Source organism: Pseudomonas sp. HD57-3 (assembly GCF_056113135.1).
This window is the reverse complement of the sequence record NZ_CM148568.1, coordinates 6,077,922-6,104,097: the sequence shown is the minus strand read 5'-3', so window position 1 is coordinate 6,104,097 and position 26,176 is coordinate 6,077,922. Positions and strand designations below refer to the sequence as shown.

At 60.1% G+C, this 26,176-nt stretch carries 20 protein-coding genes and 1 tRNA gene; 3 read left to right on the top strand and 18 right to left on the bottom strand.

The features are described 5' to 3' along the window. Positions 1-39 precede the first annotated feature (39 nt). The 6 genes from AC0R79_RS27785 to rpsU form a co-directional block, all read right to left on the bottom strand. Entirely contained in the window at positions 40-501 is a 462-nt protein-coding gene (locus AC0R79_RS27785; protein WP_007959884.1) for an Lrp/AsnC family transcriptional regulator, read from the bottom strand. 56 nt (positions 502-557) lie between these two features. After that, positions 558-634 (bottom strand) — tRNA-Ile (locus tag AC0R79_RS27780). A gap of 15 nt (positions 635-649) precedes the next feature. Continuing rightward, the gene (locus tag AC0R79_RS27775) at positions 650-4,396 is read right to left on the bottom strand and encodes a bifunctional diguanylate cyclase/phosphodiesterase (protein WP_127800234.1); all 3,747 of its coding nucleotides are present in this window, start codon (positions 4,394-4,396) and stop codon (positions 650-652) included. A gap of 126 nt (positions 4,397-4,522) precedes the next feature. After that, positions 4,523-6,370: an RNA polymerase sigma factor RpoD gene (gene rpoD / locus AC0R79_RS27770; protein WP_474732532.1), complete on the bottom strand. Its 1,848-nt coding sequence runs from the start codon at positions 6,368-6,370 to the stop codon at positions 4,523-4,525. A gap of 67 nt (positions 6,371-6,437) precedes the next feature. Further along, positions 6,438-8,405, bottom strand: coding sequence for a DNA primase (dnaG, locus tag AC0R79_RS27765; RefSeq protein WP_007959890.1), 1,968 nt, complete (start codon positions 8,403-8,405; stop codon positions 6,438-6,440). A gap of 480 nt (positions 8,406-8,885) precedes the next feature. Continuing rightward, entirely contained in the window at positions 8,886-9,101 is a 216-nt protein-coding gene (rpsU, locus tag AC0R79_RS27760; RefSeq protein ID WP_002551877.1) for a 30S ribosomal protein S21, read from the bottom strand. 199 nt (positions 9,102-9,300) lie between these two features. On the opposite strand from rpsU, the gene tsaD reads away from it, so the two are divergent. Further along, complete coding sequence (gene tsaD / locus AC0R79_RS27755; RefSeq protein WP_102685690.1) at positions 9,301-10,326, top strand: tRNA (adenosine(37)-N6)-threonylcarbamoyltransferase complex transferase subunit TsaD; 1,026 nt, start codon at positions 9,301-9,303, stop codon at positions 10,324-10,326. A gap of 23 nt (positions 10,327-10,349) precedes the next feature. Here tsaD and plsY read toward each other — a convergent pair whose 3' ends face one another. Then, positions 10,350-10,919 carry a glycerol-3-phosphate 1-O-acyltransferase PlsY gene (plsY, locus tag AC0R79_RS27750; RefSeq protein WP_127800228.1) on the bottom strand — a complete coding sequence of 190 codons (570 nt, stop codon included), beginning with the start codon at positions 10,917-10,919 and terminating at the stop codon, positions 10,350-10,352. Positions 10,920-10,993: 74 nt separating this feature from the next. Here plsY and folB point away from each other — a divergent pair, with 74 nt between their 5' ends. Both folB and folK read left to right on the top strand, forming a co-directional pair. After that, positions 10,994-11,350, top strand: coding sequence for a dihydroneopterin aldolase (gene folB / locus AC0R79_RS27745; protein WP_375747991.1), 357 nt, complete (start codon positions 10,994-10,996; stop codon positions 11,348-11,350). Beyond that, on the top strand, positions 11,341-11,859 hold the full coding sequence (gene folK, locus AC0R79_RS27740) for a 2-amino-4-hydroxy-6-hydroxymethyldihydropteridine diphosphokinase (RefSeq protein ID WP_474732531.1): 519 nt from the start codon (positions 11,341-11,343) through the stop codon (positions 11,857-11,859). The genes folB and folK overlap by 10 nt, the downstream gene beginning before the upstream one ends. 39 nt (positions 11,860-11,898) lie before the next feature. Here the strand turns inward: folK and AC0R79_RS27735 are convergent, their stop codons facing one another. The 11 genes from AC0R79_RS27735 to AC0R79_RS27685 all read right to left on the bottom strand — a co-directional run bounded on the left by AC0R79_RS27735 (position 11,899) and on the right by AC0R79_RS27685 (position 26,091). Further along, a complete protein-coding gene (locus AC0R79_RS27735; protein WP_474732530.1) occupies positions 11,899-13,128 on the bottom strand; it encodes a multifunctional CCA addition/repair protein in 1,230 nt (409 codons plus the stop codon). A gap of 63 nt (positions 13,129-13,191) precedes the next feature. After that, positions 13,192-14,763: a SpoVR family protein gene (locus AC0R79_RS27730; RefSeq protein WP_007959904.1), complete on the bottom strand. Its 1,572-nt coding sequence runs from the start codon at positions 14,761-14,763 to the stop codon at positions 13,192-13,194. After that, complete coding sequence (locus AC0R79_RS27725; RefSeq protein ID WP_007959907.1) at positions 14,760-16,031, bottom strand: YeaH/YhbH family protein; 1,272 nt, start codon at positions 16,029-16,031, stop codon at positions 14,760-14,762. The genes AC0R79_RS27730 and AC0R79_RS27725 overlap by 4 nt, the downstream gene beginning before the upstream one ends. Before the next feature lie 205 nt (positions 16,032-16,236). Next, a complete protein-coding gene (locus tag AC0R79_RS27720) occupies positions 16,237-18,159 on the bottom strand; it encodes a PrkA family serine protein kinase (RefSeq protein ID WP_007959909.1) in 1,923 nt (640 codons plus the stop codon). 297 nt (positions 18,160-18,456) lie between these two features. After that, positions 18,457-18,786 carry a thiosulfate sulfurtransferase GlpE gene (gene glpE / locus AC0R79_RS27715; RefSeq protein WP_007959911.1) on the bottom strand — a complete coding sequence of 110 codons (330 nt, stop codon included), beginning with the start codon at positions 18,784-18,786 and terminating at the stop codon, positions 18,457-18,459. 33 nt (positions 18,787-18,819) lie between these two features. Next, a complete protein-coding gene (locus tag AC0R79_RS27710) occupies positions 18,820-19,701 on the bottom strand; it encodes a symmetrical bis(5'-nucleosyl)-tetraphosphatase (RefSeq protein ID WP_474732529.1) in 882 nt (293 codons plus the stop codon). Next, the gene (gene apaG / locus AC0R79_RS27705; protein ID WP_064380341.1) at positions 19,701-20,081 is read right to left on the bottom strand and encodes a Co2+/Mg2+ efflux protein ApaG; all 381 of its coding nucleotides are present in this window, start codon (positions 20,079-20,081) and stop codon (positions 19,701-19,703) included. The genes AC0R79_RS27710 and apaG overlap by 1 nt, the downstream gene beginning before the upstream one ends. A gap of 116 nt (positions 20,082-20,197) precedes the next feature. Then, entirely contained in the window at positions 20,198-21,016 is an 819-nt protein-coding gene (rsmA, locus tag AC0R79_RS27700; RefSeq protein ID WP_007959916.1) for a 16S rRNA (adenine(1518)-N(6)/adenine(1519)-N(6))-dimethyltransferase RsmA, read from the bottom strand. Next, on the bottom strand, positions 21,013-22,002 hold the full coding sequence (gene pdxA / locus AC0R79_RS27695) for a 4-hydroxythreonine-4-phosphate dehydrogenase PdxA (RefSeq protein ID WP_474732528.1): 990 nt from the start codon (positions 22,000-22,002) through the stop codon (positions 21,013-21,015). The genes rsmA and pdxA overlap by 4 nt, the downstream gene beginning before the upstream one ends. Further along, a complete protein-coding gene (locus AC0R79_RS27690; protein ID WP_474732527.1) occupies positions 21,999-23,315 on the bottom strand; it encodes a peptidylprolyl isomerase in 1,317 nt (438 codons plus the stop codon). The genes pdxA and AC0R79_RS27690 overlap by 4 nt, the downstream gene beginning before the upstream one ends. After that, complete coding sequence (locus AC0R79_RS27685; protein WP_127800220.1) at positions 23,296-26,091, bottom strand: LPS-assembly protein LptD; 2,796 nt, start codon at positions 26,089-26,091, stop codon at positions 23,296-23,298. The genes AC0R79_RS27690 and AC0R79_RS27685 overlap by 20 nt, the downstream gene beginning before the upstream one ends. Between the last annotated feature and the right edge of the window lie 85 nt (positions 26,092-26,176).

Sequence of the window (26,176 nt, the reverse complement as noted above, 5' to 3'; positions counted from 1 at the left end):
GTTTTGAGTGTAGGTGCTGCAATCTGACGATCTTGTTGGTCAGACTGGATGCCCGCGATCAATCTTGCTGCTGAGGATGATCGAGGTCGTGGTCTTCTCCACACCGTCTACACTGCCGATCTGATCCAGAAGCTGATCCAGCTGCTCCGGTGAATCGGTCCGCAACCACGCCACATAATCAAACTCGCCACTCACCGCGCACAGCTGCTGTACCTGAGCCATCGCGCTCAACCGGCGCAACACCTCTTTGCCGGAGCGTGGCTGCACCTTGATCCCGACGTAAGCCTGCAATCCGCCGTCCACCACACGCTGACCCAGTCGTACGCCGTAGCCGGTGATGACCTTGGCCTTTTCCAGCCGCGCCAGTCGCGAAGTCACGGTGGTGCGAGCGATCCCCAATTGCCTGGCCAGCATCGCCACGCTTTCGCGGGCGTTGATTTGCAGGGCAGCGATTAGCTGGCGGTCGATTTCATCGAGCACGGGTGGGCGGATGTCGGGCAAGGGACTTCTCCACGCAGGTACGAAAAAGCCGCACATAAGCGCGGCTTTTTCATGTTTGGTGGGCCCACACGGACTTGAACCGTGGACCAAAGGATTATGAGTCCTCTGCTCTAACCAACTGAGCTATAGGCCCTCAGTAGGCCGCGGATTATAGCGACGGTTTCTCGGCTGTGCTATCCGAAAAATCTGATACGGCTATACGAAGAAACGTCGCGGCAAATTCCTCTGGCGGTAGCGGCAGGCTGACGATGTAGCCCTGGATCTGTTCACAGCCTTCGGCGGCGAGAAATTGTTGCTGGGCCTGGGTTTCCACGCCTTCGGCGATCACGGTGAATTGCATGCTGCGGCCCAGGGCGATGATGGCGCGGACAATCGCCGCGTCGTGCGGGTCGTCGGGCAGGCCGCGGACGAAAGATTGGTCGATCTTGAGAATGTCCAGCGGTAGGCGTTTGAGGTAACTCAGCGAGGAATAGCCGGTGCCGAAGTCATCGATGGCCAGTTGCACGCCCAGGTGTTTGAGCTGGTGCAGCACCGCCAGCGCTTCTTCGGCCTGGCTCATGATGAAGTTTTCGGTAATTTCCAGTTGCAGTAATTCCGGCCGCAGGCGGTTGTCCTTGAGCAGTTGCTCGATGCGTCCCAGCAGGTTCGGCTGGCGTAGTTGCGCGCCGGCGAGGTTGACCGACAGCGGGCCGAGGGATTCGTAGATCTGGCCCCACTCGAACATCTGCCGGCAGGCGGTCTCCAGCACCCAGTCGCCGATTTGCAGAATCATCCCGTTCTCTTCCGCCAGCGGGATGAAGTGCTCCGGCGGCACATCGCCGAAGTTCGGGTGGCGCCAGCGGATCAAGGCTTCGGCGCCGACCAGGCTGTGATCGTCGAGGCTGATTTTCGGTTGGTAATAGAGGTACAGCTCCTCGCGCTCGATGGCCCGGCGAAGTTCGTGCTCCAGCGCCACACGCTCGCTGGCCTGGGCGGTGAGATCGCGGGTGTAGCTTTCGACCCGGTTGCGGCCCTTGGCCTTGGAGCGGTACATCGCCGCGTCCGCGTTCTTGATCAGGGTCGCGACATCGCAGCCGTCGCGCGGGTAAAGGCTGGTGCCGATGCTGGCGCTGATGAAGAACTCATGCTCACCAGCCTGGAACGGCGCACCAAAGCAGTTCAGCAGTTTGGTGGCGATGTTGTCTGCATCGCCGGGCTGCTGCAGGCCGGGCAGCAGAATGATGAATTCGTCGCCACCCAGCCGCGCCACGGTGTCGATATCGCGCAGTTGCTCCTTGAGGCGCACGGCGATGCCCTTGAGCAGCAAATCGCCGACCGGGTGACCGAGGCTATCGTTGATGTGCTTGAAACGATCGAGGTCGAGGAACAGCACCGCGCCCTGGCCGCCGTTTTCCTGCTGACTGTTGAGTGCCATCAGCAGGCGGCTTTCGAACAGTGTGCGGTTCGGCAGGCCGGTGAGCGGGTCGTGATGCGCCTGATAGTCGAGTTTGGCCTGGGCGTGCTTGAGGCTGGAGATATCGGCGAACACCGCAACGAAGTGGGTGATGAACTTGTCGCGGTTGCGCACGGCGCTGATGGTCAGCCAGCTCGGGTACAGCTCGCCATTTTTGCGCCGGTTGGAGATTTCGCCCTGCCAATGGCCTTCGTCAGTCAATTGATGCCACATCGCCGCGTAGAACGCGCTGTCGTGCAGTCCGGAGGCCAGCAGGCGCGGGGTGTGCCCCAGTGCTTCGCTTTCGCTGTAACCGGTGATTTCGGTGAAGGCCCGGTTCACGGCGCTGATGTGTTGCTGGGTGTCGGTGATCAGCACGCCTTCGGCAGTGCTCTCGAACACGGTTGCAGCCTGTTGCAGTTTTTCCTGCATCAGGTGGCGCTCGGTGATGTCTCGGGCGATGGTCAGCATGCAGTCTTCGTCGCCGATCGGCAGCGGACGGCTGGACACTTCGCAGAGGCGGATCTGCCCGTCACTGCGGCGGATGTGGCAGCTGAAGTCGCGAACGAACCCGTCGCGGTGCAGCAGATCAAGCATTTGCTTGCGCTCGTTGAGGTTGACCCAGATGCCCAGGTCCAGCGCCGAGCGATCCACCGACATGGCGCTGTTGAAACCGGTGATGCGACTGAAACCTTCGTTGACCTCCAGCAGCAAGCCATCGCTCTGGCGCGACAGCAGCAGACCGTCCGGCGAGGCGTGGAAGGCCTTGGCGAACTTCTCTTCGGAGGTTTGCAGTTGCTGCTGGGTTTCCTTGAGCTGGGTAATGTCGCGCACCACCACGACCAGCGCCGGTGTGGTATCGAGCTCAAAGGGTTCGGCGGATATCAGCCCGGTGAACACCTGGCCATTGTTGCGGCGAAAGGGCATCTCCAGGTTGCGAATGCTGCCGGCTTGCAGCCGCTGAAGCAGGCCTGGGCCAACTCCGGGAATGCCCCAGATGTTGAGTTCGGTGGCAGTCTGGCCAATAACTTCTTCGGCTTTGAGCCCGATCTGTTCCTCAAAGGCTTCGTTCACCTCCAGCAGGCAGCCGTCGGAGAGCCGGGCGATGACCAGGATGTCCGGGCATTGCTGGAATACCGAAGCGAATTTCTGTTCCGACAGGCGCAATGCCTCTTCGGTGCGCTTGGTTTCGCTGATGTCGATCATCAGGCCGCGCATCACCGGTTCGTGGCCATGTTCGATCAGGCTGACGATGTCACGCACCCACAAGCAACGGCCGTCAGCGGTGATTACGCGGTAATCGAGGCTGTGATCGCGCCCGGCCAGCACTTCGTGATCGCAGAAACTCTGGGCGCGAGTCAGATCTGCCGGGTGAATGATGTTGCGCCAGAAGCCCGGAATCAGCCAATGGGACAGGGGATAACCGAGCAGATCTTCGGCGTGGGGCGACACATAGCTGTAGGTGAAATCGCTGATCCGCGCTTCCCAGGCGATGGCCGAAAGACTCTCCACCAGTCCGCGATAGTGGTATTCGCTGCTGCGCAGTTCCTGTTCGAGGTCGATGCGCCGGGCGATTTCCGAACTCAGGCGCCGGTTGATGCGGATCACCACTGCCAGGACGATGACCAGGAGCGAGAGGCCCGGTAAACCGTAAATCAGCAGATCCGACCAGAATGTCCGGTGATCGAGGACGTTGCCGACCCAATGCTCCTGAATGCTGCTGATTTCCTCAGGGGACATGTCGGCCAGCACCTTGTCCAGAATCCCCACCAGCATTTTGTTGTCGCGAGGGACGCCCATCGCCAGTTGGTAGCGATAAGGGGTTTCGCCACTGACATACAAACCATCCAGTTTGAGCTGGCGCAGGCTCCAGACGCTGGAGGCCAGGTCGCCGACCACGGCGTCGACTTCATCGGTGGCCAGGGCCTGCAATGCTGAGCTGACGTTGGGCATTGCCACCAGGTTCAGGTCGGGATGATGGGTGCGCAGCAGTTCATGGGGCGCGTAGTTTTCGACCACGGCGATTTTCAGGCCGTAAAGATCCTCGAGCTTGCGCGGTTGTGGGCCGCCGACGTGGGCGAGGATGACGATCGGAAAGTCGAGATAAGGGCGGGTGAACGACAAATAACTCTGGCGTTCCGGGGTGGACATGATCCCCGGCAGCAGGTCGATCGTGCCGTTTTTCGCCTGTTCGAGCACGACCGTCCAGCTTACCGGCTCGATGGGGGTGAGTTTGATCGCCAGGCGTTGGCGAATCACATCGATATAGTCCGCTGCCAGGCCCTGATAGCGGTTCTGGTCGTCGCGGAACTCGAAGGGCGGCCACGACGCATCCACACCCAGGCGCAAGTCCGGGTGAGCCGCCAGCCAGCTACGTTCTTCATCGGTCAGAGTCAGCGCGTCAGCCGTTGCGGTCCAGATCATCAGTGACAGCAAAAAAAGCACGGACGCCAGTCTGGGCATAACGGTCTCGTTATGGCTCGGGGGAATGTTTCGAGTGTAGACGGGCTGTGCGCGGGGGGAGGGCGGAGCTGGGTATTTAATCTGCCATATAAACAAAACCCCCGGCCTGGGCCGGGGGTTCTGGTATCACTCGTCGAGGAAGGAGCGCAGATGCTCGCTTCGCGTCGGGTGGCGCAGCTTGCGCAGCGCCTTGGCTTCGATCTGACGGATCCGCTCACGGGTCACGTCAAACTGTTTGCCGACTTCTTCGAGCGTATGGTCGGTGTTCATGTCGATACCGAAACGCATGCGCAGTACCTTGGCTTCACGGGCAGTAAGGCCGGACAGCACTTCGCGGGTCGCTTCTTTCAGGCTCTCAACAGTGGCGACATCGATTGGCGACTGCATGGTCGAGTCTTCGATGAAGTCACCCAGATGGGAGTCTTCGTCATCACCGATCGGGGTTTCCATGGAGATCGGCTCTTTGGCGATCTTCAATACCTTGCGGATCTTGTCCTCAGGCATTTCCATGCGTTCACCCAGCTCTTCCGGGGTCGGTTCGCGACCCATTTCCTGCAGCATCTGCCGGGAAATGCGGTTGAGCTTGTTGATCGTCTCGATCATGTGCACCGGAATACGGATGGTGCGGGCCTGGTCGGCGATCGAGCGAGTGATCGCCTGACGGATCCACCAGGTGGCATAAGTCGAGAACTTGTAACCACGACGGTATTCGAACTTGTCCACCGCTTTCATCAGACCGATGTTGCCTTCCTGGATCAGATCGAGGAATTGCAGGCCGCGGTTGGTGTACTTCTTGGCGATGGAGATCACCAGACGCAAGTTCGCTTCAACCATCTCTTTCTTCGCGCGGCGGGCTTTTGCCTCACCGATCGACATGCGACGGTTGATGTCCTTGATCTCGGCGATGGTCAGGCCGGTCTCGGTTTCCAGCGCGGTCAGCTTCTGCTGGCAACGGATGATGTCCGGTTGCACGCGGGCAATGGCTTCGGCGTACTTGCTCTTGCCTTTGGCCAGGGCGTCGGACCAGCTTTCGTCAACTTCATTGCCAGGGAACTGACGCAGGAAGTCGGCGCGTGGCATACGTGCATCACGTACGCACAGTTGCATGATCGCGCGCTCTTGCTGACGCAGACGATCCAGGGCACTGCGAACACGCTCGACCAAGGCTTCGAATTGCTTCGGCACCAGTTTGATCGGCATGAACAGCTCGGCCAGAGCCAACAGTTCGGCAATCGCCGCCTTGTTGTTGCGACCGTGCTTTTTCAGGGCCTTGCGGGTGATTTCCATCTGATCGGCCACGGCGCCGAAGCGCTGTGCGGCAATGACCGGATCCGGACCGCTTTCGGCTTCTTCTTCGTCATCGGAAGCTTCGGCGTCGTCATCGTCGTCGGATTCTTCGGCTTTCGCCGCTTTCGCGTCGATCGGCGGTGGCACTTCGGCGGCAGGCGGCGCAATGCCGTCGTCCGGGTCGATGTAACCGCTCAGAACGTCGGACAGGCGACCACCTTCGGTGGTGACGCGATTGTACTCGGAGAGAATATGGTCAACCGTGCCAGGGAAGTGCGCGATGGCGCTCATCACTTCACGGATGCCTTCTTCGATACGCTTGGCGATTTCGATTTCGCCTTCACGAGTCAGAAGCTCGACCGTACCCATTTCACGCATGTACATGCGCACGGGGTCAGTGGTGCGACCGATATCGGTCTCCACCGCCGCCAACGCAGCGGCTGCTTCTTCCGCAGCGGCCTCGTCGGTATCGGCGTCGGCCAGCATAAGGGCGTCCGCATCCGGAGCACTCTCGTGTACGGGGATCCCCATGTCGTTAATCATGCGGATGATGTCTTCCACCTGCTCCGGATCTGAAATATCCTCGGGCAGGTGGTCGTTGACCTCGGCGTAAGTCAGATACTTCTGCTCACGACCCAGTTTGATCAACTCAATAATACGAGACTGCTGTTGCGCTTTTCCGGACATAACACCCTATCCACTGAAGGTCTTGGCGGGCAAAAAACAAGCCGAGGATTATACCTGAGCTATGACCTCACGCGCCAGTTGAGGTCGGGTTTGATGCGGAAACATTGCGACTTAAAAGGTCGCGCAGTTGATTTTTCTCATCGGTGCTCAGTTCGCTTTGACGCGCTTTCCTGAGCAGTTGTTCCAGATTTCGCTCGCGTTGGCGGGCTGACAAGCTAGTAATGGTGTCGAAAAACTGTTGTTCAAGGTTGTCTCCGTCAATCAGCCATTCCTTTTCCGCCAGCGCCTTGAGCAGGCGACCCTGTTCGGTTCCGTGCCATCGCGCGATCAACTGAAATGAGTTTAGCTTGGGATTCTTCTGTACGGCTTCGAGCAGTGCCACCAGCAGCTGTGCGTTGGTCTGGTTCTCGTCCGCGAAGTGCCCGGCGTCCTCGACTTTTTCCGCCAGTTGCGGGTGATGCAGCAAGGTTCTCAGGGCGGCCAGGGTCGGTGGTTCGACGGCGGCCGGCACGCGTGGGGCACGGGGCTGGTCGCGATCACCGCCACGCTTGCCATTCTTGTCCCACGGTTTCTTGTCCCATTTCTTGCCGCCGGCGCCGGATTTCTTCGGCGTCCATTCCTGCTGCGGCACATACATGTCCTGTGCCTGCGGCTGATGGTAGTCGCTGTAGTCCGGCATGGCGTCGTAATCGATGCCCGGGTCGTAGGCCGGCGGTGCTTCCTGCGGAGCGCTCTGGGCCAGCTGGCTGACGCTTTCGCTGCTCAGGCCGGTGATCTCGGTCAGGCGCTGGCGCATCAGGATGCGCAGGTTGGCGCCGGGAACCTTGTCGATCAGTGGTGCTGCGAGCGTGGCCATGTGGGCCTTGCCCTCCAGCGAGCGCGGGTCGGCTTCTTCGGTCAATTGCTGGAAGAAGTAGTCCGCCAGCGGCTGTGCGTGCTGATTGATCCGGGCGCGGAAGGCATCAGTGCCCTCGGCGCGAATCAGCGTATCCGGGTCTTCGCCTTCGGGCAGAAACAGGAAGCGTGCACGACGCCCGTCCTGCAGGCTGGAAAGCGTTGCTTCCAGCGCACGCCAGGCGGCGTTGCGACCGGCCTGGTCGCCGTCGAAGCAAAACAGTACGTTCGGCACGACGCGAAACAGGCGCTTGAGGTGTTCTTCGCTGGTCGCGGTGCCCAGTGTCGCGACGGCATTGCGCAGGCCTTGCTGGGCGAGGGCGATGACGTCCATATAGCCCTCGACGACGATGATTTCGTCGAGGTTGCGATTGTTCTTGCGGGCTTCGTACAGGCCGTAGAGTTCCTGGCCTTTATGGAAGACCGGGGTTTCCGGCGAGTTCAGGTACTTTGGCTTGTCGTCGCCGAGCACTCGGCCACCGAATGCGATGATTCGTCCACGAGTGTCGCGGATCGGGAACATCACGCGATCGCGGAAGCGGTCATAGCGTTTACCGGTTTCGGCGTTCTCGATCAGCAGGCCGGCGTCGATCATGGCTTTCTGCTGCAAGGTGTCGCTGCTCAAGTGTTTGAACAGGTTGTCCCAGCCCGGCGGTGCGAATCCGAGACCGAAGTCCCGGGCGATTTCGCCGGTCAGGCCGCGACCCTTGAGGTAATCCACTGCTGCCTTGCGTGCCGGATGGCTCTTGAGCGCCTGCCGGTAAAAGTCGGCAGCGGCGGTGAGCAGCGGGTACAGCGGTGAATCGGTCGGCTGGCGCGGTTTGTTCGAGCGGCCGCCTTCTTCGCGTGGCACTTCCATGCCGGCGGCCTTGGCCAGATCTTCGACGGCCTGGGGGAAGTCCAGGTTGTCGTGATCCATGAGAAAGCCGAGGGCGTTGCCGCCGGCGCCGCAGCCGAAACAGTAGTAGAACTGCTTGTCGGGGCTGACGCTGAACGACGGGGTTTTCTCTTTATGGAACGGGCAGCAGGCGGTGTAGTTCTTGCCGGCCTTCTTCAATTGCACGCGCGAGCTGACCACGTCGACGATGTCGGTGCGGTTCAGAAGGTCGTCAATGAAGCTCTGGGGAATCAGCCCGGCCATGGCGTTCTCGTCTGCGCTGTAATGGATCCGATGCGAAAGTCTGCCGGACGCAGGTCATTGAGTGATGCGCGCACGTGGTGCGGCTCGACCGGTGTCGTTTGCGTAATCGCTGTCGGGAAGTGTATCTGCCGAAAATCCACTGACGTTAGTACTCATCAGTCTTCGACTATTCGAAAATGTTGCGCTGAATCCGCTGACGGCCTGTAATCGGCCTCGGATAGCTCATGAAGCGGGCACGCAAGCAGGTGCCTTGGGCTGATCGTCGTAAGAGGAATCAGTGGGTGTGCTCGTCAGTAGCCTTGAAAGGCTCGTCAGAAAAGACGTGCACCGCTGGCAAAAGAGCCAGGCCTGACGCGGTGAAGCGGGTTTGTCTCGGTCGCATCTGCGGCTTCGACGGTGAAGCATCAAGCGTTTTACGCAAATGCCATTAGCCCGGCTGAGGGCCGGGCTTGGCAGAAGCTTGCTACGATCGTCTGTGTATTAGTACAGACGAACGGCGCGGCGCTGTTCGCGCTGAACTTTCTTGGCGTGACGCTTAACAGCAGCAGCTGCCTTGCGCTTACGCTCAGAAGTTGGCTTCTCGTAAAATTCGCGGCTACGAACTTCAGCCAGTACACCGGCTTTTTCGCAGGAGCGCTTGAAACGACGCAGAGCTACGTCGAAGGGTTCGTTCTCTTTAACTTTGACGGCTGGCATCCAGAGCTACCTTCATTCATTACCGGGGTCAACATCCTCGCGGCAAAAGAGCACTTGAAGACGTCGGTTTTTAAGGGTTGCGGATGTTAACCCCTCATCGCTCGGAATGCAAAGCCTCTGATCGAAAACCGCTGGTCGGGGCATCACGCGGCGACTATTATGCGCGCCTTCGAATTCAGCCTAAACAAGGCGCAAACCCATGCTAGTACTGGGATTAGAAACTTCCTGCGACGAAACCGGCGTCGCTTTATACGACAGTGAGCGCGGCCTGCTGGCCGACGCGTTGTTCAGTCAGATCGACCTGCACCGCGTCTATGGCGGCGTGGTACCGGAGCTGGCCTCGCGCGACCACGTCAAGCGCATGCTGCCTTTGATCCGTCAGGTGCTGGCCGAAGCCGGCTGCGTGCCGACCGAGATCGACGCCATCGCCTACACCGCGGGTCCCGGCCTGGTCGGGGCGCTGCTGGTGGGGGCCTCATGCGCCCAGGCGCTGGCGTTTGCCTGGGGCATCCCGGCGCTCGGCGTGCATCACATGGAAGGCCACTTGCTGGCGCCGATGCTGGAGCCAAAACCGCCGGAATTCCCGTTCGTCGCTTTGTTGGTCTCCGGTGGTCATACGCAGCTGGTTCAGGTCGATGGCATCGGCCAATACAGCCTGCTCGGTGAAACGCTGGACGATGCCGCGGGCGAAGCTTTCGACAAGACTGCAAAAATGATGGGCCTGAATTATCCGGGCGGACCGGAAATCGCCAAACTGGCAGAGAAGGGCGTCGCAGGCCGTTTCACCTTCCCGCGTCCGATGTGCGATCGCCCGGGCCTGGATTTCAGCTTCAGCGGCCTGAAGACCTTCGCCCTCAACACTTGGCAGCAATGCGTCAGCGCCGGGGACGACAGCGAGCAAGCCCGTTGCGACATCGCGCTGGCGTTCCAGCAGGCCGTGGTGGAGACTTTGACCATCAAGTGCAAGCGTGCCCTCAAGCAAGCCGGCATGAAGCGTCTAGTGATCGCCGGCGGCGTCAGCGCCAACAAGGCGCTGCGTGTTTCGCTGGAGAAGATGCTCGGCGACATGAAAGGCGATGTGTTCTATGCCCGTCCCGAGTTTTGCACCGATAACGGCGCGATGATTGCGTTTGCCGGCTGCCAGCGTTTGCAGGCTGGTCAGCAGGAAAGTCTGGCGATCAGCGTGCAGGCGCGCTGGCCGATGGAGCAGTTGTCGGCGCTGTGATGAGCGGCGCTCACGTGCGGTATTTAAAAATGCCGTTCGCGCCCGGCGAACAGGTCGCGTAGATTGCCCCGGTGGCGCCAGACGATCAGCAGTGTCAGCGTGCTCATCGGTAACAGCGCCGCCGGTTCCTGCCAGGCCAGCAACGGCAGGGTCAGCGGAGTGGCGATCAACGCCGCCAGCGAGCTGGTGCGGGTCAGGTAGAACGTCAGCAGCCAGGCGCACACGGCCAGCAGCGCGGCGGGTGGATACAGGCCCAGCAGCATGCCGGCCGCCGTGGCAACGCCCTTGCCACCGCGAAAGCGGAAGTACAACGGGAACAGGTGACCGATCACGGCGCAGACGCCGATCCACGCCTGATCCTGCAGCGAAATGCCCATTGCCGAAGCGATCAGCACCGGCAGCAGGCCTTTGCACAGATCACCCAGCAGGGTCAGGATCGCGAGTTTGCGTCCGGCCAGGCGCAGCATGTTGGTGGCGCCGGCATTACCCGAGCCACTCATTCGCGGATCCGGATTTCCGGTCAGGCGGCTGAGCAAAATGGCGAAGGACAGAGAGCCGAGCAGGTAGGCGAGGATCGCCAGTAACCAAAACATGCTAACTATTCCGGGCGAGGACGCCCTGATTCTAACGGCGCATTGCGCCCTTGTCGTGCAGCGGAGAAAAGTGCTTGGACAGAGTGTTTATCGAGGGCCTGGAAGTCGACACCGTGATCGGTGCCTACGACTGGGAGCGCGGCATCCGACAGTGCCTGCGTCTTGATTTGAGCTTCGCCTGGGACAATCGCCCGGCCGCCGCCGGTGACGACCTGACCCTGGCGCTCGATTACGCCAGTGTGTCCACACGGATCCAGGCCTTTGCCGAGCAATCCCAGTATCAACTGGTCGAGACCTTCGCCGAGCGTCTGGTTGAAGTGCTGATAAATGAATTCAAGATCACCTGGGTGCGCCTGAAGCTGACCAAGCCAGGTGCCGTACCGGCCGCCAAGGGTGGTGTGGGTGTGGAGATCGAGCGCGGATGCCGCTGACCCAGGTCTATCTCGGGCTCGGTAGCAATATCGAGCGCGAAACCCATTTGCAGGCCGGTCTGGATGCCTTGTCCACGTTTCTGGTGGACATCCGCTGTTCGCCTGTGTTCGAAAGCCAGCCGGTGGGAATCAAGAGCGGGCCGTTCTTCAACTTCGTGGTGTCGGCGTTCACCGATCTGCCGTTGATTGAGCTGGATCGCCGCTTGAAGTTCATTGAAGCGGACAACGGTCGTTATGCGCCGGATCGCAAGGGCTTGCCGCTGGATATTGACGTGTTGCTGTACGGCGATCTGGCGGGTAACTTCGACGGGCTGATCCTGCCTCGTGCGGAAATCCTGAAAAATGCCTTTGTGCTGTGGCCGCTGTCGCTGATTGCGCCGGATCGGGTACATCCCGGTGTAGGAAAAAGCTTTGCCACATTGTGGGCCGAAGCGCAGATCGATCAAGTGCTGGCACCGGTCGGATTTGAGTGGCGCGGTATTCAGCTCACGCCTTCAGATCTGTCTTGAACAGTTTGATCCGCCCTCTCGAGGGCGGATCAGGTGTTATCAGGACGCCGCTGATTCCTTGTAAACCTTCAACGCCTTGAGCCGTTCGCGCTTGAGTGCCTCGCCCAGTTCCGGGCCTTTGAATCCCTTTTCCAGCAACGGCTGCACCGCCACGCCGCGTGCCACATTGGCCGCCCCGCGCAGGTAATCCGCCTGTGGGTAACTGCGCTGCTCGAGCCCTTTGCGGCCTCGGGCATCCATCTCGCACGCGACGATGAATTCTTCGAAACGCTGCGGCCGACGGTAAACGTCAAAGCTTTGCAGCAACTCAAGCAAGGTCGAAGCCTTCAACTCCAGGGCGCGATGCCCGTGGGTGTGATATTGGCCGACCAGCAAGGCCAGCTCCTGACAGTCCTTCGGTGCCTTGAAGCGCTCGTTGACCGCTTTGATCAACTTCAGGCCTTTGTGCTCATGGGCGATGTGCCGTGGCCATTCTTCTTCTGGAGTCAGGCCTTTGCCGAGGTCGTGCAGCAGGCAGGCCCAACGCACGGTCAGCGGTTGTTTGTGCAGGGCTGACTGCTCAAGCACGCTCAGGGTGTGGATGCCGCTGTCGATTTCCGGGTGATGGGCTTCCGGTTGCGGCACGCCGAACAAGGCATCGACCTCTGGCATCAGCACCTTCAAGGCGCCGCAATCGCGCAGTACTTGAATGAACACTTGGGGCTGATCTTCCATCAGTGCGCGGGAAATCTCTTTCCAGCTGCGTTCGGCCGTAAGGGCTTCCAGTTCGCCCGATTCACTGAGCTGACGCATCAGCTCCAGAGTTTCGGGCGCTACCTTGAAACCAAGCTCCGCGTAACGGGCGGCAAAGCGCGCGACACGCAGAACCCTGAGCGGATCTTCGGCAAACGCGGGGGAAACGTGGCGTAGAATCCGCTCTTCGAGATCGCGCTGGCCGTGGTAGGGATCGGTCAGATTTTGCTGATCGTCTTCCGCCATGGCGTTGATCGTGAGGTCACGGCGAATCAGGTCTTCTTCAAGCGTGACCTCGGGGCTGGCGTGAAAGGTGAAACCGCCATAACCGCGACCGCTCTTGCGCTCGGTGCGGGCGAGGGCGTACTCCTCGCCGCTTTTTGGGTGAAGAAAAACCGGGAAGTCCGCGCCAACCGGGCGATACCCCTTGGCGAGCATTTCTTCTGTGGTTGCGCCGACCACCACCCAATCGATATCGGTGACCGGTTTGCCCAGCAGGCGATCACGTACCGCACCGCCGACCTTGTAAATCTGCATAAAAAACCTCCGTTGGCCCGACAGGATAACCCTTGCGCCGGACTTTCGGAGGCCTGAACGGGATCAAAGATGAATGACGGCCAGGTCGAGTCGACCGTAATCCCCCTCGCTGTGTTCGCTGCGGGGCGGAACATGATGGGTCTTCATGATCTGGTCGCCCTGCAGGGTTTCCAGGTGAATGTCGAAACCCCACAGCCGATGCAGGTGTTTCAGAACCTCCTCGGTGGAATCGCCCAGCGGTTTGCGGTCGTGCTGCTGGTGGCGCAGGGTCAGTGAGCGGTCACCGCGGCGGTCGATGCTGTAAATCTGCACGTTCGGTTCGCGGTTACCCAGGTTGTACTGCGCTGCGAGCGTTTCGCGAATGATCCGGTAGCCGCCCTCGTCATGGATCGCCGGTACCAGCAGATCGTCCTTCTGATCGTCATCGAGAATGCTGAACAGCTTAAGGTCGCGGATCACCTTGGGTGACAGGTATTGCAGGATGAAACTCTCATCCTTGAAGCTGCTCATGGCGAACTTGATGGTCGACAGCCAGTCGCTGCCGGCGATTTCCGGGAACCAGCGGCGGTCTTCTTCCGTAGGCTCTTCGCACATGCGGCGGATGTCGCGATACATCGCAAAACCCAGCGCATACGGGTTGATGCCGTTGTAATAAGGGCTGTCGAACCCCGGCTGAAACACCACGCTGGTGTGGGACGTCAGGAACTCCATCATGAAACCGTCCGTCACCAGGCCTTCGTCGTACAGGTCGTTCATCAGCGTGTAGTGCCAGAACGTCGCCCAGCCTTCGTTCATCACCTGGGTCTGGCGCTGTGGATAAAAATACTGAGCAATCTTGCGCACGATCCGCACGATCTCGCGCTGCCAGGGTTCCAGCAGCGGGGCGTGTTTCTCGATGAAATACAGGATGTTTTCCTGTGGTTCGGCCGGGAAGCGCGCGTTGTCCTTGTCGCTGTACTTGTCCGCGCCTTTGGGAATGGTGCGCCACAGGTCGTTGATCTGCTTCTGCAGGTGCTCTTCGCGATCCTTTTGCCGACGCCGCTCTTCTTCGGCGGAAATCGGGTACGGACGCTTGTAGCGGTCGACACCATAGTTCATCAGGGCGTGGCAGGAATCGAGCAGATCCTCCACGGCATCAATCCCGTGGCGCTCCTCGCACTGCATGATGTACTGCTTGGCGAACACCAGGTAATCGATGATCGAACTGGCGTCGGTCCAGGTGCGGAACAGATAGTTGCCTTTGAAGAAGCTGTTGTGGCCGTAGCAGGCATGCGCGACCACCAGTGCCTGCATGCAGATGGTGTTTTCCTCCATCAGGTACGCGATGCACGGGTCCGAGTTGATCACGATCTCGTACGCCAGCCCCATCTGCCCGCGGCTGTAGGATTTCTCGGTGCTGAGGAAGTGTTTGCCGTAGGACCAATGGTGATAGCCCAGCGGCATGCCGACCGACGCATAGGCGTCCATCATCTGTTCGGCGGTGATCACTTCGATCTGGTTGGGGTAGGTGTCCAGGGCGTAGCCGGCCGCGATACGGGCGATTTCGCGGTCGTACGTCTGGATCAGCTCGAATGTCCATTCCGAGCCGGTGGAAATGGGTTGGCGCTTCTGCTCTTTGGCGGTCTTGGCGGTCATGTCACTAACCTGCGCTGGAAGAGTTCACGGAAGACCGGATAGATATCCCCGGCCGAGACCAGTTGTTGCTGGGCAAAAGTGTCGGAAAAGGCTTCGGCGATGCGCTCGTACTCGTACCACAAGGCCTGATGTTCGCGCGGGGTTATCTCCACGTAAGTGTAGTACTGCACAAAAGGCATGATCTGGTTGATCAGGATGTCGCGGCAGATCGGCGAGTCGTCGTTCCAGTTGTCGCCGTCGGAAGCCTGGGCGGCGTAGATGTTCCACTCGTTGCTCGGGTAGCGCTCGGCCATGATTTCCTGCATCAGTTTCAGGGCGCTGGAAACGATGGTGCCGCCGGTCTCGCGGGAATAGAAAAACTCCTCTTCGTCCACTTCGCGGGCGCTGGTGTGATGGCGGATGAACACCACGTCGATCTTGTCGTAGTTGCGCTTGAGGAACAGGTACAACAGGATGAAGAAGCGCTTGGCGATGTCCTTGGTCGCCTGGGTCATGGAGCCGGAAACGTCCATCAGGCAGAACATCACGGCCTTCGAGCTGGGATTCGGCTGCTTGATCAGCAGGTTGTACTTGAGGTCGAAAGTATCGAGGAACGGCACCCGATGGATGCGCGCACTGAGCTTCTCGATTTCCGCTTCGAGATCCTGAATGTCGCCGAAGTTATCCGGTTCTTCGCGTTTGAGTCGCGCCAGCTCCTCTTTGACTTCGCGCAGTTTGGCGCGGCTGCTGCCAGACAGCGCAATGCGCCGGGCGTGGGCCGAGCGCAGGGTGCGGATGATGTTGATCCGCGACGGGTTGCCCTCGTTGCTGATCCCCGCACGCACAGTCTTGAAGGTGTCGGTGCCGGTCAGGTTGCGCTTGACCAGGTTGGGCAGTTCGAGATCCTCGAACATGAATTCGAGGAATTCTTCCTGGGTGATCTGGAAGACAAACTCGTCCATGCCTTCGCCAGAGTTGCCGGCCTTGCCCGGCCCACGGCCTCCGCCACCTCCCGGCGGACGGGCGATGTGTTCGCCAGCGGTGAATTCCTTGTTGCCGGGATGAACCACGGTCTGCTTGCCGCCGCGACCATGGTGAAGCACCGGTTCGTCGATATCGCGACCGGGAATGCTGATCTGTTCGCCGTGCTCCATATCGGTGATGGAACGCCGGCTGACCGCCTCTTCGACAGCCTTCTTGATGTGGTCACGGTAACGCCGCAGGAAGCGCTGACGGTTCACCGTGCTCTTGTTCTTGCCATTGAGACGTCGGTCGATCACATAGCTCATGACTGCTCCTTAGAAGCTGTCCTGCAAAGGGGTGAGCGGTCATGCAGCATTGAACCGAATGCCAAGGGACGTACACGCTCCCCCAAGCGCTTTGGGTGCTGCCTGAACCTCGCTACCGCCTTTCGAACACCTTCCAGAGGCCTGTGTAGCAGAAAATGCGCGCACAGGCCTCGGGCTGACGACAACCGGTCTGACCGGCCGCGGTTTACTGTGATTTTCTGACCCGCAGGTACCACTCGGAGAGCAGTCGTACCTGTTTGTCGGTGTAGCCGCGTTCGACCATTCGTGTAACGAAGTCGTTGTGCTTCTGTTGATCCTCTTTGCTGGCCTTGGCGTTGAAGCTGATGACTGGCAGCAGGTCTTCGGTGTTCGAGAACATTTTCTTCTCGATGACCACCCGCAGTTTTTCGTAGCTGAGCCAGGTCGGGTTCTTGCCGTTGTTGTTGGCCCGGGCGCGCAACACGAAGTTGACGATTTCGTTGCGAAAATCCTTCGGATTGCTGATGCCGGCCGGTTTCTCGATTTTTTCCAGCTCCTCGTTGAGGGCGACGCGGTTGAGGATCTCGCCGGTTTCCGGATCGCGGTATTCCTGATCCTGAATCCAGAAGTCCGCATACAGCACGTAGCGGTCGAAGATGTTCTGGCCGTACTCGCTGTAAGACTCGAGGTAGGCGGTCTGAATCTCCTTGCCGATGAATTCGATATAACGCGGTGCCAGGTACTCTTTCAGGTAACGCAGATAGCGTTCGCGGGTCTCGGCCTGGAACTGTTCCTGTTCGATCTGCTGTTCCAGCACGTAAAGCAGGTGTACCGGGTTGGCGGCGATTTCATGCGGATCGAAGTTGAAGACCTTGGACAGTATCTTGAACGCGAACCGGGTCGACAGACCGTTCATGCCTTCGTCGACGCCCGCTGCATCGCGGTATTCCTGGATCGACTTGGCCTTCGGATCGGTGTCCTTGAGGTTTTCGCCGTCATACACCCGCATCTTGGAGTAGATGTTGGAGTTTTCCGGCTCCTTCAGGCGTGACAGCACGGTGAACTGCGCCAGCATCTTCAGGGTGTCGGGCGCGCAATGCGCTTTGGCCAGGGAGCTGTTGAACAGAAGCTTGTCGTAGATCTTCACCTCGTCACTCACACGCAGGCAGTACGGCACCTTGACGATGTAGATCCGGTCGATGAAGGCTTCGTTGTTCTTGTTGTTGCGGAAGGTGTGCCACTCCGATTCGTTGGAGTGGGCCAGCAGGATCCCGGTGAACGGAATCGCGCCAAGGCCTTCGGTACTGTTGTAGTTGCCTTCCTGGGTAGCGGTCAGCAATGGATGGAGCACCTTGATCGGTGCCTTGAACATTTCGACGAATTCCATCAGGCCCTGGTTGGCCCGGCACAGCGCACCGGAGTAGCTGTAGGCGTCGGCGTCGTTCTGCGGGAATTCTTCGAGTTTGCGGATATCGACCTTGCCCACCAGCGCGGAGATGTCCTGGTTGTTTTCGTCACCCGGTTCGGTCTTGGCCACGGCGATCTGGTTGAGGATCGACGGGTACAGCTTGACCACCCGGAACTGGCTGATGTCGCCGCCGAATTCGGCCAGGCGCTTGGTGGCCCATGGCGACATGATGGTGTTCAGGTAGCGCCGTGGAATGCCGAAGTCTTCCTCGAGGATCGCGCCATCTTCGGTGGCGTTGAACAGACCCAGTGGCGATTCGAATACCGGCGAGCCCTTGATCGCGTAGAAGGGCACTTTTTCGATGAGCTGTTTCAGCTTCTCGGCCAGGGACGACTTACCGCCGCCGACAGGGCCGAGCAGGTAGAGGATCTGTTTCTTCTCTTCCAGGCCCTGAGCGGCATGGCGGAAATACGACACGATCTGGTCGATGCATTCTTCCATCCCGTGGAAGTCTTCAAAGGCCGGATAGCGACGGATCACCTTGTTGGAAAAGATGCGCGACAGTCTCGAGTTGGTCGAGGTGTCGAGCAGTTCCGGTTCGCCGATGGCCAGCAATAGACGCTCGGCGGCGGAAACGTAGGCACTGCGATCCTTTTTGCACAGTTCCAGGTACTCCTGCAGGGAGAATTCTTCCTGGCGTGTGGACTCGAAGCGTTGTTGGAAGTGGCTAAAGATACTCATGACGTCACCTCGCTCGATACGTGGAGCCGACGCCGGATCACTCAGTCGATGCTGGCAAGCAGCTGCGATGGCAGCTGTTGTTTACCCCCCAGAACACTTCCGCGATCGACAATCGCGAAAGTCACTCCCGATGACCCGTGCGCCGGTGTACCGGCTCTCCCCTGTTTTGGATGGCCTGGGCTTAAGGATAGTTGGGAATTCGGGAGGTAAAGGCGAGATACGTAATTAGTTGTGGCAGACCGTTCGTCTGCCACCGCGCGAGCCCACGGGAGCCGGGGCTTGCACGTTACAAAAAAATTATTCGGAGGTGCCTTGCGCAGTTTCCGAAGGAAAAGTCGTACGCCACAGTTCGAAGCCGCCGTCCATGCTGTAGACGTCGGAGAAGCCCTGGCTCACGAGGTACGCCGCGGCACCCTGGCTCGAATTGCCGTGGTAGCAGACGACGACGGTGGGTGCATCAAGGTCGGCGCCCTGGATGAAAGCATGCAGGGAATGATTATCCAGATGCTTCGAGCCGCTGATGTGCAGTGCGGCAAATGTTGCCGGGTCACGGACGTCGACGACCACAGCACCTTGCTCGCGCAGGGCCTGGGCCTGTTCCGGGGGAATACGTTTGAATTCGCTCATGGCGGGCTCCTGTGGCTCGGCTGAAAACGCAGTCTAGCGCGGGGCGCTGACGGGAGAAGATTCGGTGATCAGTGGCGCGACGCTGGGCAGGACGGCCCCGTGTTCGTCGCATTTGCATGACAGGCGTTCGCCGCTGTCGACATTCATCAGGGTCAGGCTGCCGCCCCATACGCAACCGGTGTCGAGGGCCGAGATGCCGGGCTCGTGAACGTTGCCTTCCAGCGCCGCCCAGTGACCGAAAATGATCCGCAGGCCACGGGTCTTGCGTTCCTTGTGCTGGAACCAGGGCTTGTAGCCGGGCGGCGCGGTGTCGAGGCCTTCCTTGCTCTTGAGATCGAGCTTGCCTTCGGCGGTGCAGAAACGCATGCGGGTGAAGTAATTGGTGATGACCCGCAGGCGTGTCACGCCTTTGAGGTCGCTGTCCCATTTCGCCGGCTCGTTGCCGTACATGCCGTCGAGAAAGGGTGGAAGCAGGTTGTCGTCACGCAGCGCGGTCTCGACTTCTTCAGCGTACTTGAGCGCCTTGCGCAGCGACCATTGCGGCGGGATGCCCGCATGCACCATGGCCACTTCGCGTTGTTCGTCGTAGTGCATGAGTTTCTGCTGGCGCAGCCATTCCATCAGTTCGGCGCAATCCGGCGCTTCAAGGATTTCACGCAGCGTGTCGGACTTCTTCATGCGCTCGATGTTCTTCGCCGCAGCCAGCAGGTGCAGGTCGTGGTTGCCGAGGACGCAGATCAGCGAGTCGCGCATGCCATAAAGGAAGCGCAGGGTTTCCAGTGACTGCGGGCCGCGGTTGACCAGGTCGCCGACCAGCCACAGACGATCCAGGGCCGGGTCGAACGCGACCTGCTTGAGCAGGCACTTGAGCGGTTCGAGGCAGCCTTGCAGGTCGCCGACGGCATACGTCGCCATCAGTGCAGGGCTCCGGGAACGGCGAGGCGGAAGGGCTTGATGATCGCATCGAAATGTTTGCCGTCGTCGGCGACCATTTCGTAGGTGCCTTGCATGGTGCCGACCTTGGTAGTCATCACCGTGCCGCTGCTGTAGGTGTGGCTTTTGCCGGCACCGATCAACGGTTGCTGGCCAACCACGCCGGCGCCGCGCACTTCTTCGACATGCCCGTCGCCATCGGTGATCACCCAGTGGCGCGACATCAGGCGAGCCGGTTGCTCGCCATTGTTCTGCACGGTGATGGTGTAGGCGAAGGCAAAGCGCTCGTGCTCGGGTTGCGATTGGTCTGCCAGATAGTGGGTAACGACACTGACATCGACCTGGTAGCGAGGATCGGACATGCAAAAGGCCTTAAAAACGAAGCGGGACGCGGGGCGTAGCTGATTGGGATTCAGTCTAGGCAAGTATCGGGCAGTAGACCAGAGTTGGCGTCCCGCCCGATAGCGATCATTGCCGGTCAGTCGGCTTCAGGTGCTTTCGCCGGCTGTTCGGCGAGCTTGTCGGCCAGACGTACAAACGCGGCCAGATCGAGTTGCTCGGGGCGCAGGCTGCCATCGACGCCGGCGGCTTCGATTTCGGCGTTGCTCAGCAACTGCTTGAGGGTGTTGCGCAGGGTCTTGCGGCGCTGGTTGAAGGCTTCACGCACCACGCGCTCGAGCAGGCGATGATCCTTGGCCGGATGCGGCAGCACCGCGTGTGGCACCAGACGCACGATGGCCGAGTCGACCTTCGGCGGCGGATTGAACGCGCCCGGGCCGACGTTGAACAGGTGTTCGACCCGGCAATGGTACTGAACCATGATCGACAGACGGCCCCAATCGCCGCCACCAGGACCTGCGGCCAGACGCTCGACCACTTCCTTCTGCAGCATGAAGTGCATGTCGCGGATGATGCCGGCGTTGTTCAGCAGGTGGAAAATCAGCGGCGTGGAGATGTTGTACGGCAGGTTGCCGACCACGCGCAGGCTGTTCGGCGCAGCGTTCAGGCTGTTGAAGTCGAACTTCAGCGCATCGCCCTGATGCAGGTTGAAATTGCTCTTGCCGGCAAACTGCTGGTTGAGGATCGGGATCAGGTCCTTGTCCAGCTCCACCACGTCCAGCTGTGCGCCGGAGTTGAGGATGCCGGCGGTCAATGCGCCCTGGCCCGGCCCGATTTCCAGCATGCGGTCGCCGGCCTTGGCACTGATGGAGCGGAGGATGCGGTCGATGACGCCGGCATCGTGCAGAAAGTTCTGGCCAAAGCGTTTGCGCGCCTTGTGTTGGTATTGCTCGGTCATAAACGGGTCTCGGCCATCTGGTAGGCAGTTTCCAGGGCGACTTGCAGGCTGCCGGTGTCGATCTTGCCGCTGCCGGCCAGATCCAGGGCGGTGCCATGGTCGACCGAAGTACGGATGATCGGCAGGCCCAGGGTCACGTTGACCGCAGCGCCGAAGCCTTTGTACTTGAGCACGGGCAGGCCCTGGTCGTGGTACATCGCCAGCACTGCGTCGCAGTGCTCCAGATATTTGGGGGTAAAAAGAGTGTCGGCAGGCAGCGGGCCACGAAGGTCCATGCCCTCGCCGCGCAGGCGCTCCAATGTGGGTTCGATGATGTCGATTTCTTCATGGCCCAGGTGTCCGCCTTCACCGGCGTGCGGGTTGAGCCCGCAGACCAGGATACGCGGTTGGGCGATGCCGAATTTTTGTTGCAGATCGGCGTGCAGAATCCGCGTGACCCGTTCCAGCCGCTCCGGCGTGATCGCATCGGCGATGTCGCGCAAGGGCAGGTGAGTGGTGACCAGCGCCACGCGCAAACCGCGGGTGGCGAGCATCATGACTACCTGGGCGGTGTGGGTCAGGTCGGCGAGAAATTCGGTGTGACCGGAAAACGCGATACCCGATTCGTTTATCACGCCCTTGTGTACCGGGGCGGTGATCATTCCGGCGAAGTCGCCGTTCACGCAGCCGTTGCCGGCGCGGGTCAGGGTTTCGAGGACGAATGCGGCGTTGGCCTTGTCCAGTTGCCCGGCGACCACGGGGGCGCTGAGCGGGGTGTCCCAGACATAGAGGCTATTGGCGGGCGCCGGAGCGTCCGGCCAGTGGTCAGGCGTCACTTCCAGCAAGCTGACGGCCAGCCCCAGCTGCGCGGCCCGATCTTGGAGCAGGTCGCGGCTGGTGATGGCAATCAGGGGATGTGGCTGGGCTTGCGAGGCGAGCAGCAGGCACAGGTCGGGACCGATGCCGGCCGGTTCGCCGGGTGTCAGCGCGAAACGCTTGGGTTTCACTGCGCTGCCTGGTCTGCACCAGGGAGTTTGATCTCTACGTACGCTTCGTCACGGATCTGACGCAGCCAGGTTTGCAGCTCTTCGTCGTATTTGCGGTTACGCAGTACGGTCATCGCTTGCTGCTCACGGGCCTGTTCGGTGCTGTCGGTGGCGCGGCGGCCAAGGACTTCCAGAACGTGCCAGCCGTACTGGGTCTGGAACGGCTTGGACAGCTGACCCTGCGGGGACTTGGCCATCACTGCGCGGAATTCCGGTACCAGTGCGTTCGGGTCGATCCAGTTCAGGTCGCCGCCGTTGAGGGCAGAACCCGGGTCTTCAGAGTATTTTTTCGCCAGTTCAGCGAAGTCTTCGCCAGCTTCGATGCGGTTGTAGAGCGACTGAGCCAGTTCCTTGGTCTTGGCTTCGTCGCGAACCGGACTCGGCTTGACCAGGATGTGGCGCACATGCACTTCGTCGCGCATCTGGCTCCCGCCACCACGTTTTTCGAGCAGTTTCAGGATGATGAAGCCACCCGGAGTGCGTGCCGGTTGAGTGATGTCGCCGGGCGTCATGCTGCTTAGTTCACGGTCGAACGGAGGTGGCAGTTGAGCGGCTTTACGCCAGCCCATGTCGCCGCCTTCCAGGGCGTTGTCACTGGCGGAGTTGGCCACGGCCATCTGGCCGAAGTCGGCACCTTGCTTGAGTTGCTGGTAAACGTCCATTGCCTTGCGAGCAGCACTCTGAATCGCTTCGGAGTTTGCGCTTTCCGGGGTCGGAATCAGGATGTTGGCCAGGCGCAGCTCTTCGGACAGTTGCATCTTGCCCAGGTCGGAGGCGAGGAAGTTCTTCACTTCCTGTTCCGATACCTGAATGCGTTCGGCCACGCGGCGCTGACGCACACGGCTGATGACCATTTCACGACGGATCTGCTCGCGAGCGTCCTCGTAGGACAGGCCATCGCGAGACAGGGCGATGCGGAACTGTTCCGGGGTCATGTTGTTGCGCTGGGCAATGGTGCCGACAGCCTGGTTCAGCTCTTCATCGGTGATGCGGATACCGGAACGTTCGCCGATCTGCAGTTGCAGGTTTTCGACGATCAGGCGCTCGAGCACCTGCTGATCCAGTACGCCCGGAGGCGGCAGACCGCCGCCACGCTTGGCGATGGTTTGCTGAACCTCGTGGACGCGTTGATCCAGCTGGCTTTGCATGACCACGTCGTTGTCGACGATGGCCACCACTTTATCGATGGACTGCACCGCGGCGTTGGCCGCGGTACCCAGGAACAGCGCGCCCAGCATCAGCGGGCGCAAACAATCAGAAAGCTTGGTCTTCACGTTGACGATAACCTTGGATGCCTTTGTCGAGGAAAGTCTCTACCTTGGTGCCCATGACACCGCCGAGGCCCTTCAGAACAATTTGGAGGAAGACGCCGTGGTCGCCTTTTTCGTTTTGCTGGACGTCCTGACTTGTTTCGTCATAGGCCACCCAGTAACGGTTGATCAGGCGCAGTTTCCAGCAGCAGTTGTCGTATTCGAAACCACCGAAAGCTTCAAGCGTACGGTCCCGGTTGTAGTCGTACTGCCAGCGGCTGATGAGGTTCCACTGCGGAACGATCGGCCAGATAACCGAGAAATCGTGCTGCTTGATCTTGTAGTAGTCCTTCTCGAAGCCAGGTTGGCCTTCAATACCCAGATCGCTCTTGGTGGTCCACTTGCCGGTGTTCTGGTCATAGCGGACCTGGTCGTTGCGGTAGCGATAGCCGGCGTTGATAACCTTGTTCGGGTTGTCTTCAGGCTGGTAGTGGAACATCGCGCTGCCCGAACGCGGGCTGTGGCTGTCCGGATCCCAGTTGTAGTCGGCCGTGGTGCGCCAGTCGCGGTTCCAGCGGTATTCGTATTCCAGCGCATAGGGCGAAACATTGGAACGCGAGTCGTCGCGAATCTTCGCATCGATGCCTGGTAGTTGAACTTCACGATCCTTGAAGTACAGCGCCTGGCCGACGCTGACGCGTTGACGTTCGAAGCCGTCGTCTTCGATCCAGCGGCTGGTCACGCCCAACGACAGCTTGTTCTCGTCGCCGACGCGGTCGGAACCGGAGAAACGGTTGTCGCGGAACAGCGACGCGTAGCTGAAGGTGTATTCGCTGGTGTCGAACACCGGAATGTCGGTCTGGTCCTTCTCGGGTACATAGAGATAGAACAGGCGTGGTTCCAGAGTTTGGCGGTAGTTCTTGCCGAAGTACGACGTGTCGCGATCGAAATACAGACCGCTGTCGATGCTGGCGATTGGTACGCCACGGTTCTGCGAACTGCTGAACGATTCGCCCAGTGCCGAAGCACCCCGGCGGTTGGTCGCGAGATCCGCCTTGCCGGTGCCGTCAAGATCCAGGTCGTACTGGGTGTATTGATACTTGAGCGATGGCTTGAGGAAGCCATAGGTCCAGTTCATTGGCAGGCTGACACCCGGCTTGAGGTTCAAGCGTGTACCGTTGGCACGATCCAGGCCCAGGACGTTGTTGTCCAGGCGCGGCGAGACGTTACCGTTCTCGTCGCTGAAGTCACCATTCTTCAGGTCACGATCAAAACGGACGAGTTCTGTTTCGTAATCGAAGTTCAGGCCTTCCGGATGATAGGGCAGTTGACCATTGAAGGTGATTTGCGGCAGACGGTCATACGGGGTGATGTTCGACACGGTCGCCAGCTGATACGCCTGAGCGTTCAGGCGTGCGGTGTAGCTGTCGCCCCGGTAGCTGATCGAGCCCTGCTGGTTCACATAATCGGCACTCTTCACGCCGATCTGGTCAGTGTCCAGATCCTGGAAGTAGTACGGATCGCTGATCTTGGTGTAGTCAACCTGGGTGAACACGCGGGAGTCGAGGCCGCCCTTGTGTTGCCAGTTGTACATGTAGCGGGTTTTTTCGTAGTCGGTCTGCTTGCTGCGGTCAGTGTTGTCGTCGTTCAGGTAGGCAGCACCGAACTGGCCCTCGCTGGACTTGGTGAGATAGCGGAACTCACCTTCCATCAACAGACCGCGTTTAGCCATGTAGCGTGGATACAACGTGGCATCGTAGTTCGGCGCCAGGTTGAAGTAGTACGGGGTCACCAGCATGAAGCCGGTGTCGCTGCCGGTGCCGATGGTCGGCGGCAGGAAACCCGACTGACGACGGTCGTCGATCGGGAAGTAGATGTACGGCGTGTACAGGACCGGAATGTCCTTGACCCGCAGCGTCACGTTGGTCGCGGTACCGAAACCGGTGGCAGGGTTCAGGGTGATGTTGTTGCCCTTGAGCTGCCAGGCGTTGCTGTTCGGTTCGCACGTGGTGTACGTGCCGTCCTTCAGACGGATGATCGCGTTTTCGGCACGCTTGGCGTACAGCGCGTTACCGCGGATGCGCGACTTGTGCATCACGTATTCGGCGTTGTCGACCTTGGCTTCACCGGTGTCCAGCTGCACATCGGCATGGTCGCCGACGATCAGCGCGCCGTTGTCGCGGATACGCACGTTGCCCGCCAGTTCGCCACGGCTTTCGGCCTGATACAGGTTGGCCTCGTCGGCTTCGACCTGCATGCTGCCCTGACGCATGACCACGTCACCGGCCAGACTCGCGACCTGCGAATCCTGCTGATAACGCGACGCCTTGGCGCCGATGAAGGTCGGGGCGTCACTTTTATTCGTCTTGTCATTCATGCCAGGACGAATTGGTTCGATATAGGAACCAGAGCAGTAAGGACCGGTCTCGGCCAGTTGGGCGGCGGTGAGCTTCTCGCGCGGAACCCAGTCGAGGTGACTGTAGTCTTCGCTACGGGATTTCAGGCCACGGCCCTTGGACTCGGTAACCAGTACCGGCTTGGGCCCGGACTCCGCAGTGGAGCCGCTCTCGGCCGGGGCTTCGCCAGCGGCACTGACGGCACTGCCGTCATGCACGGGACGCGGCGGCAAGGCAGCGGCCGGCGTCTTCGGCGAGCAGGCCCAGCCTCCCGTTGCCGAGACGGCGCAGTCATACTGCTCGGCGGCAACAACGAATGAACTGGCCAGAGGTTGCATAGCCAGCAGACTGCCGGTTACCAACAACGGAAATTTTTTACGAAACGCGGGGGATTTCAATGCCATCTTATTAGTCCGGGCTTCCTGCGTGCCATCTGCCCGCGGTGTGGGCCGCACGCCTCTCGATGGTCTGAAAAAGATGCTGGATAAT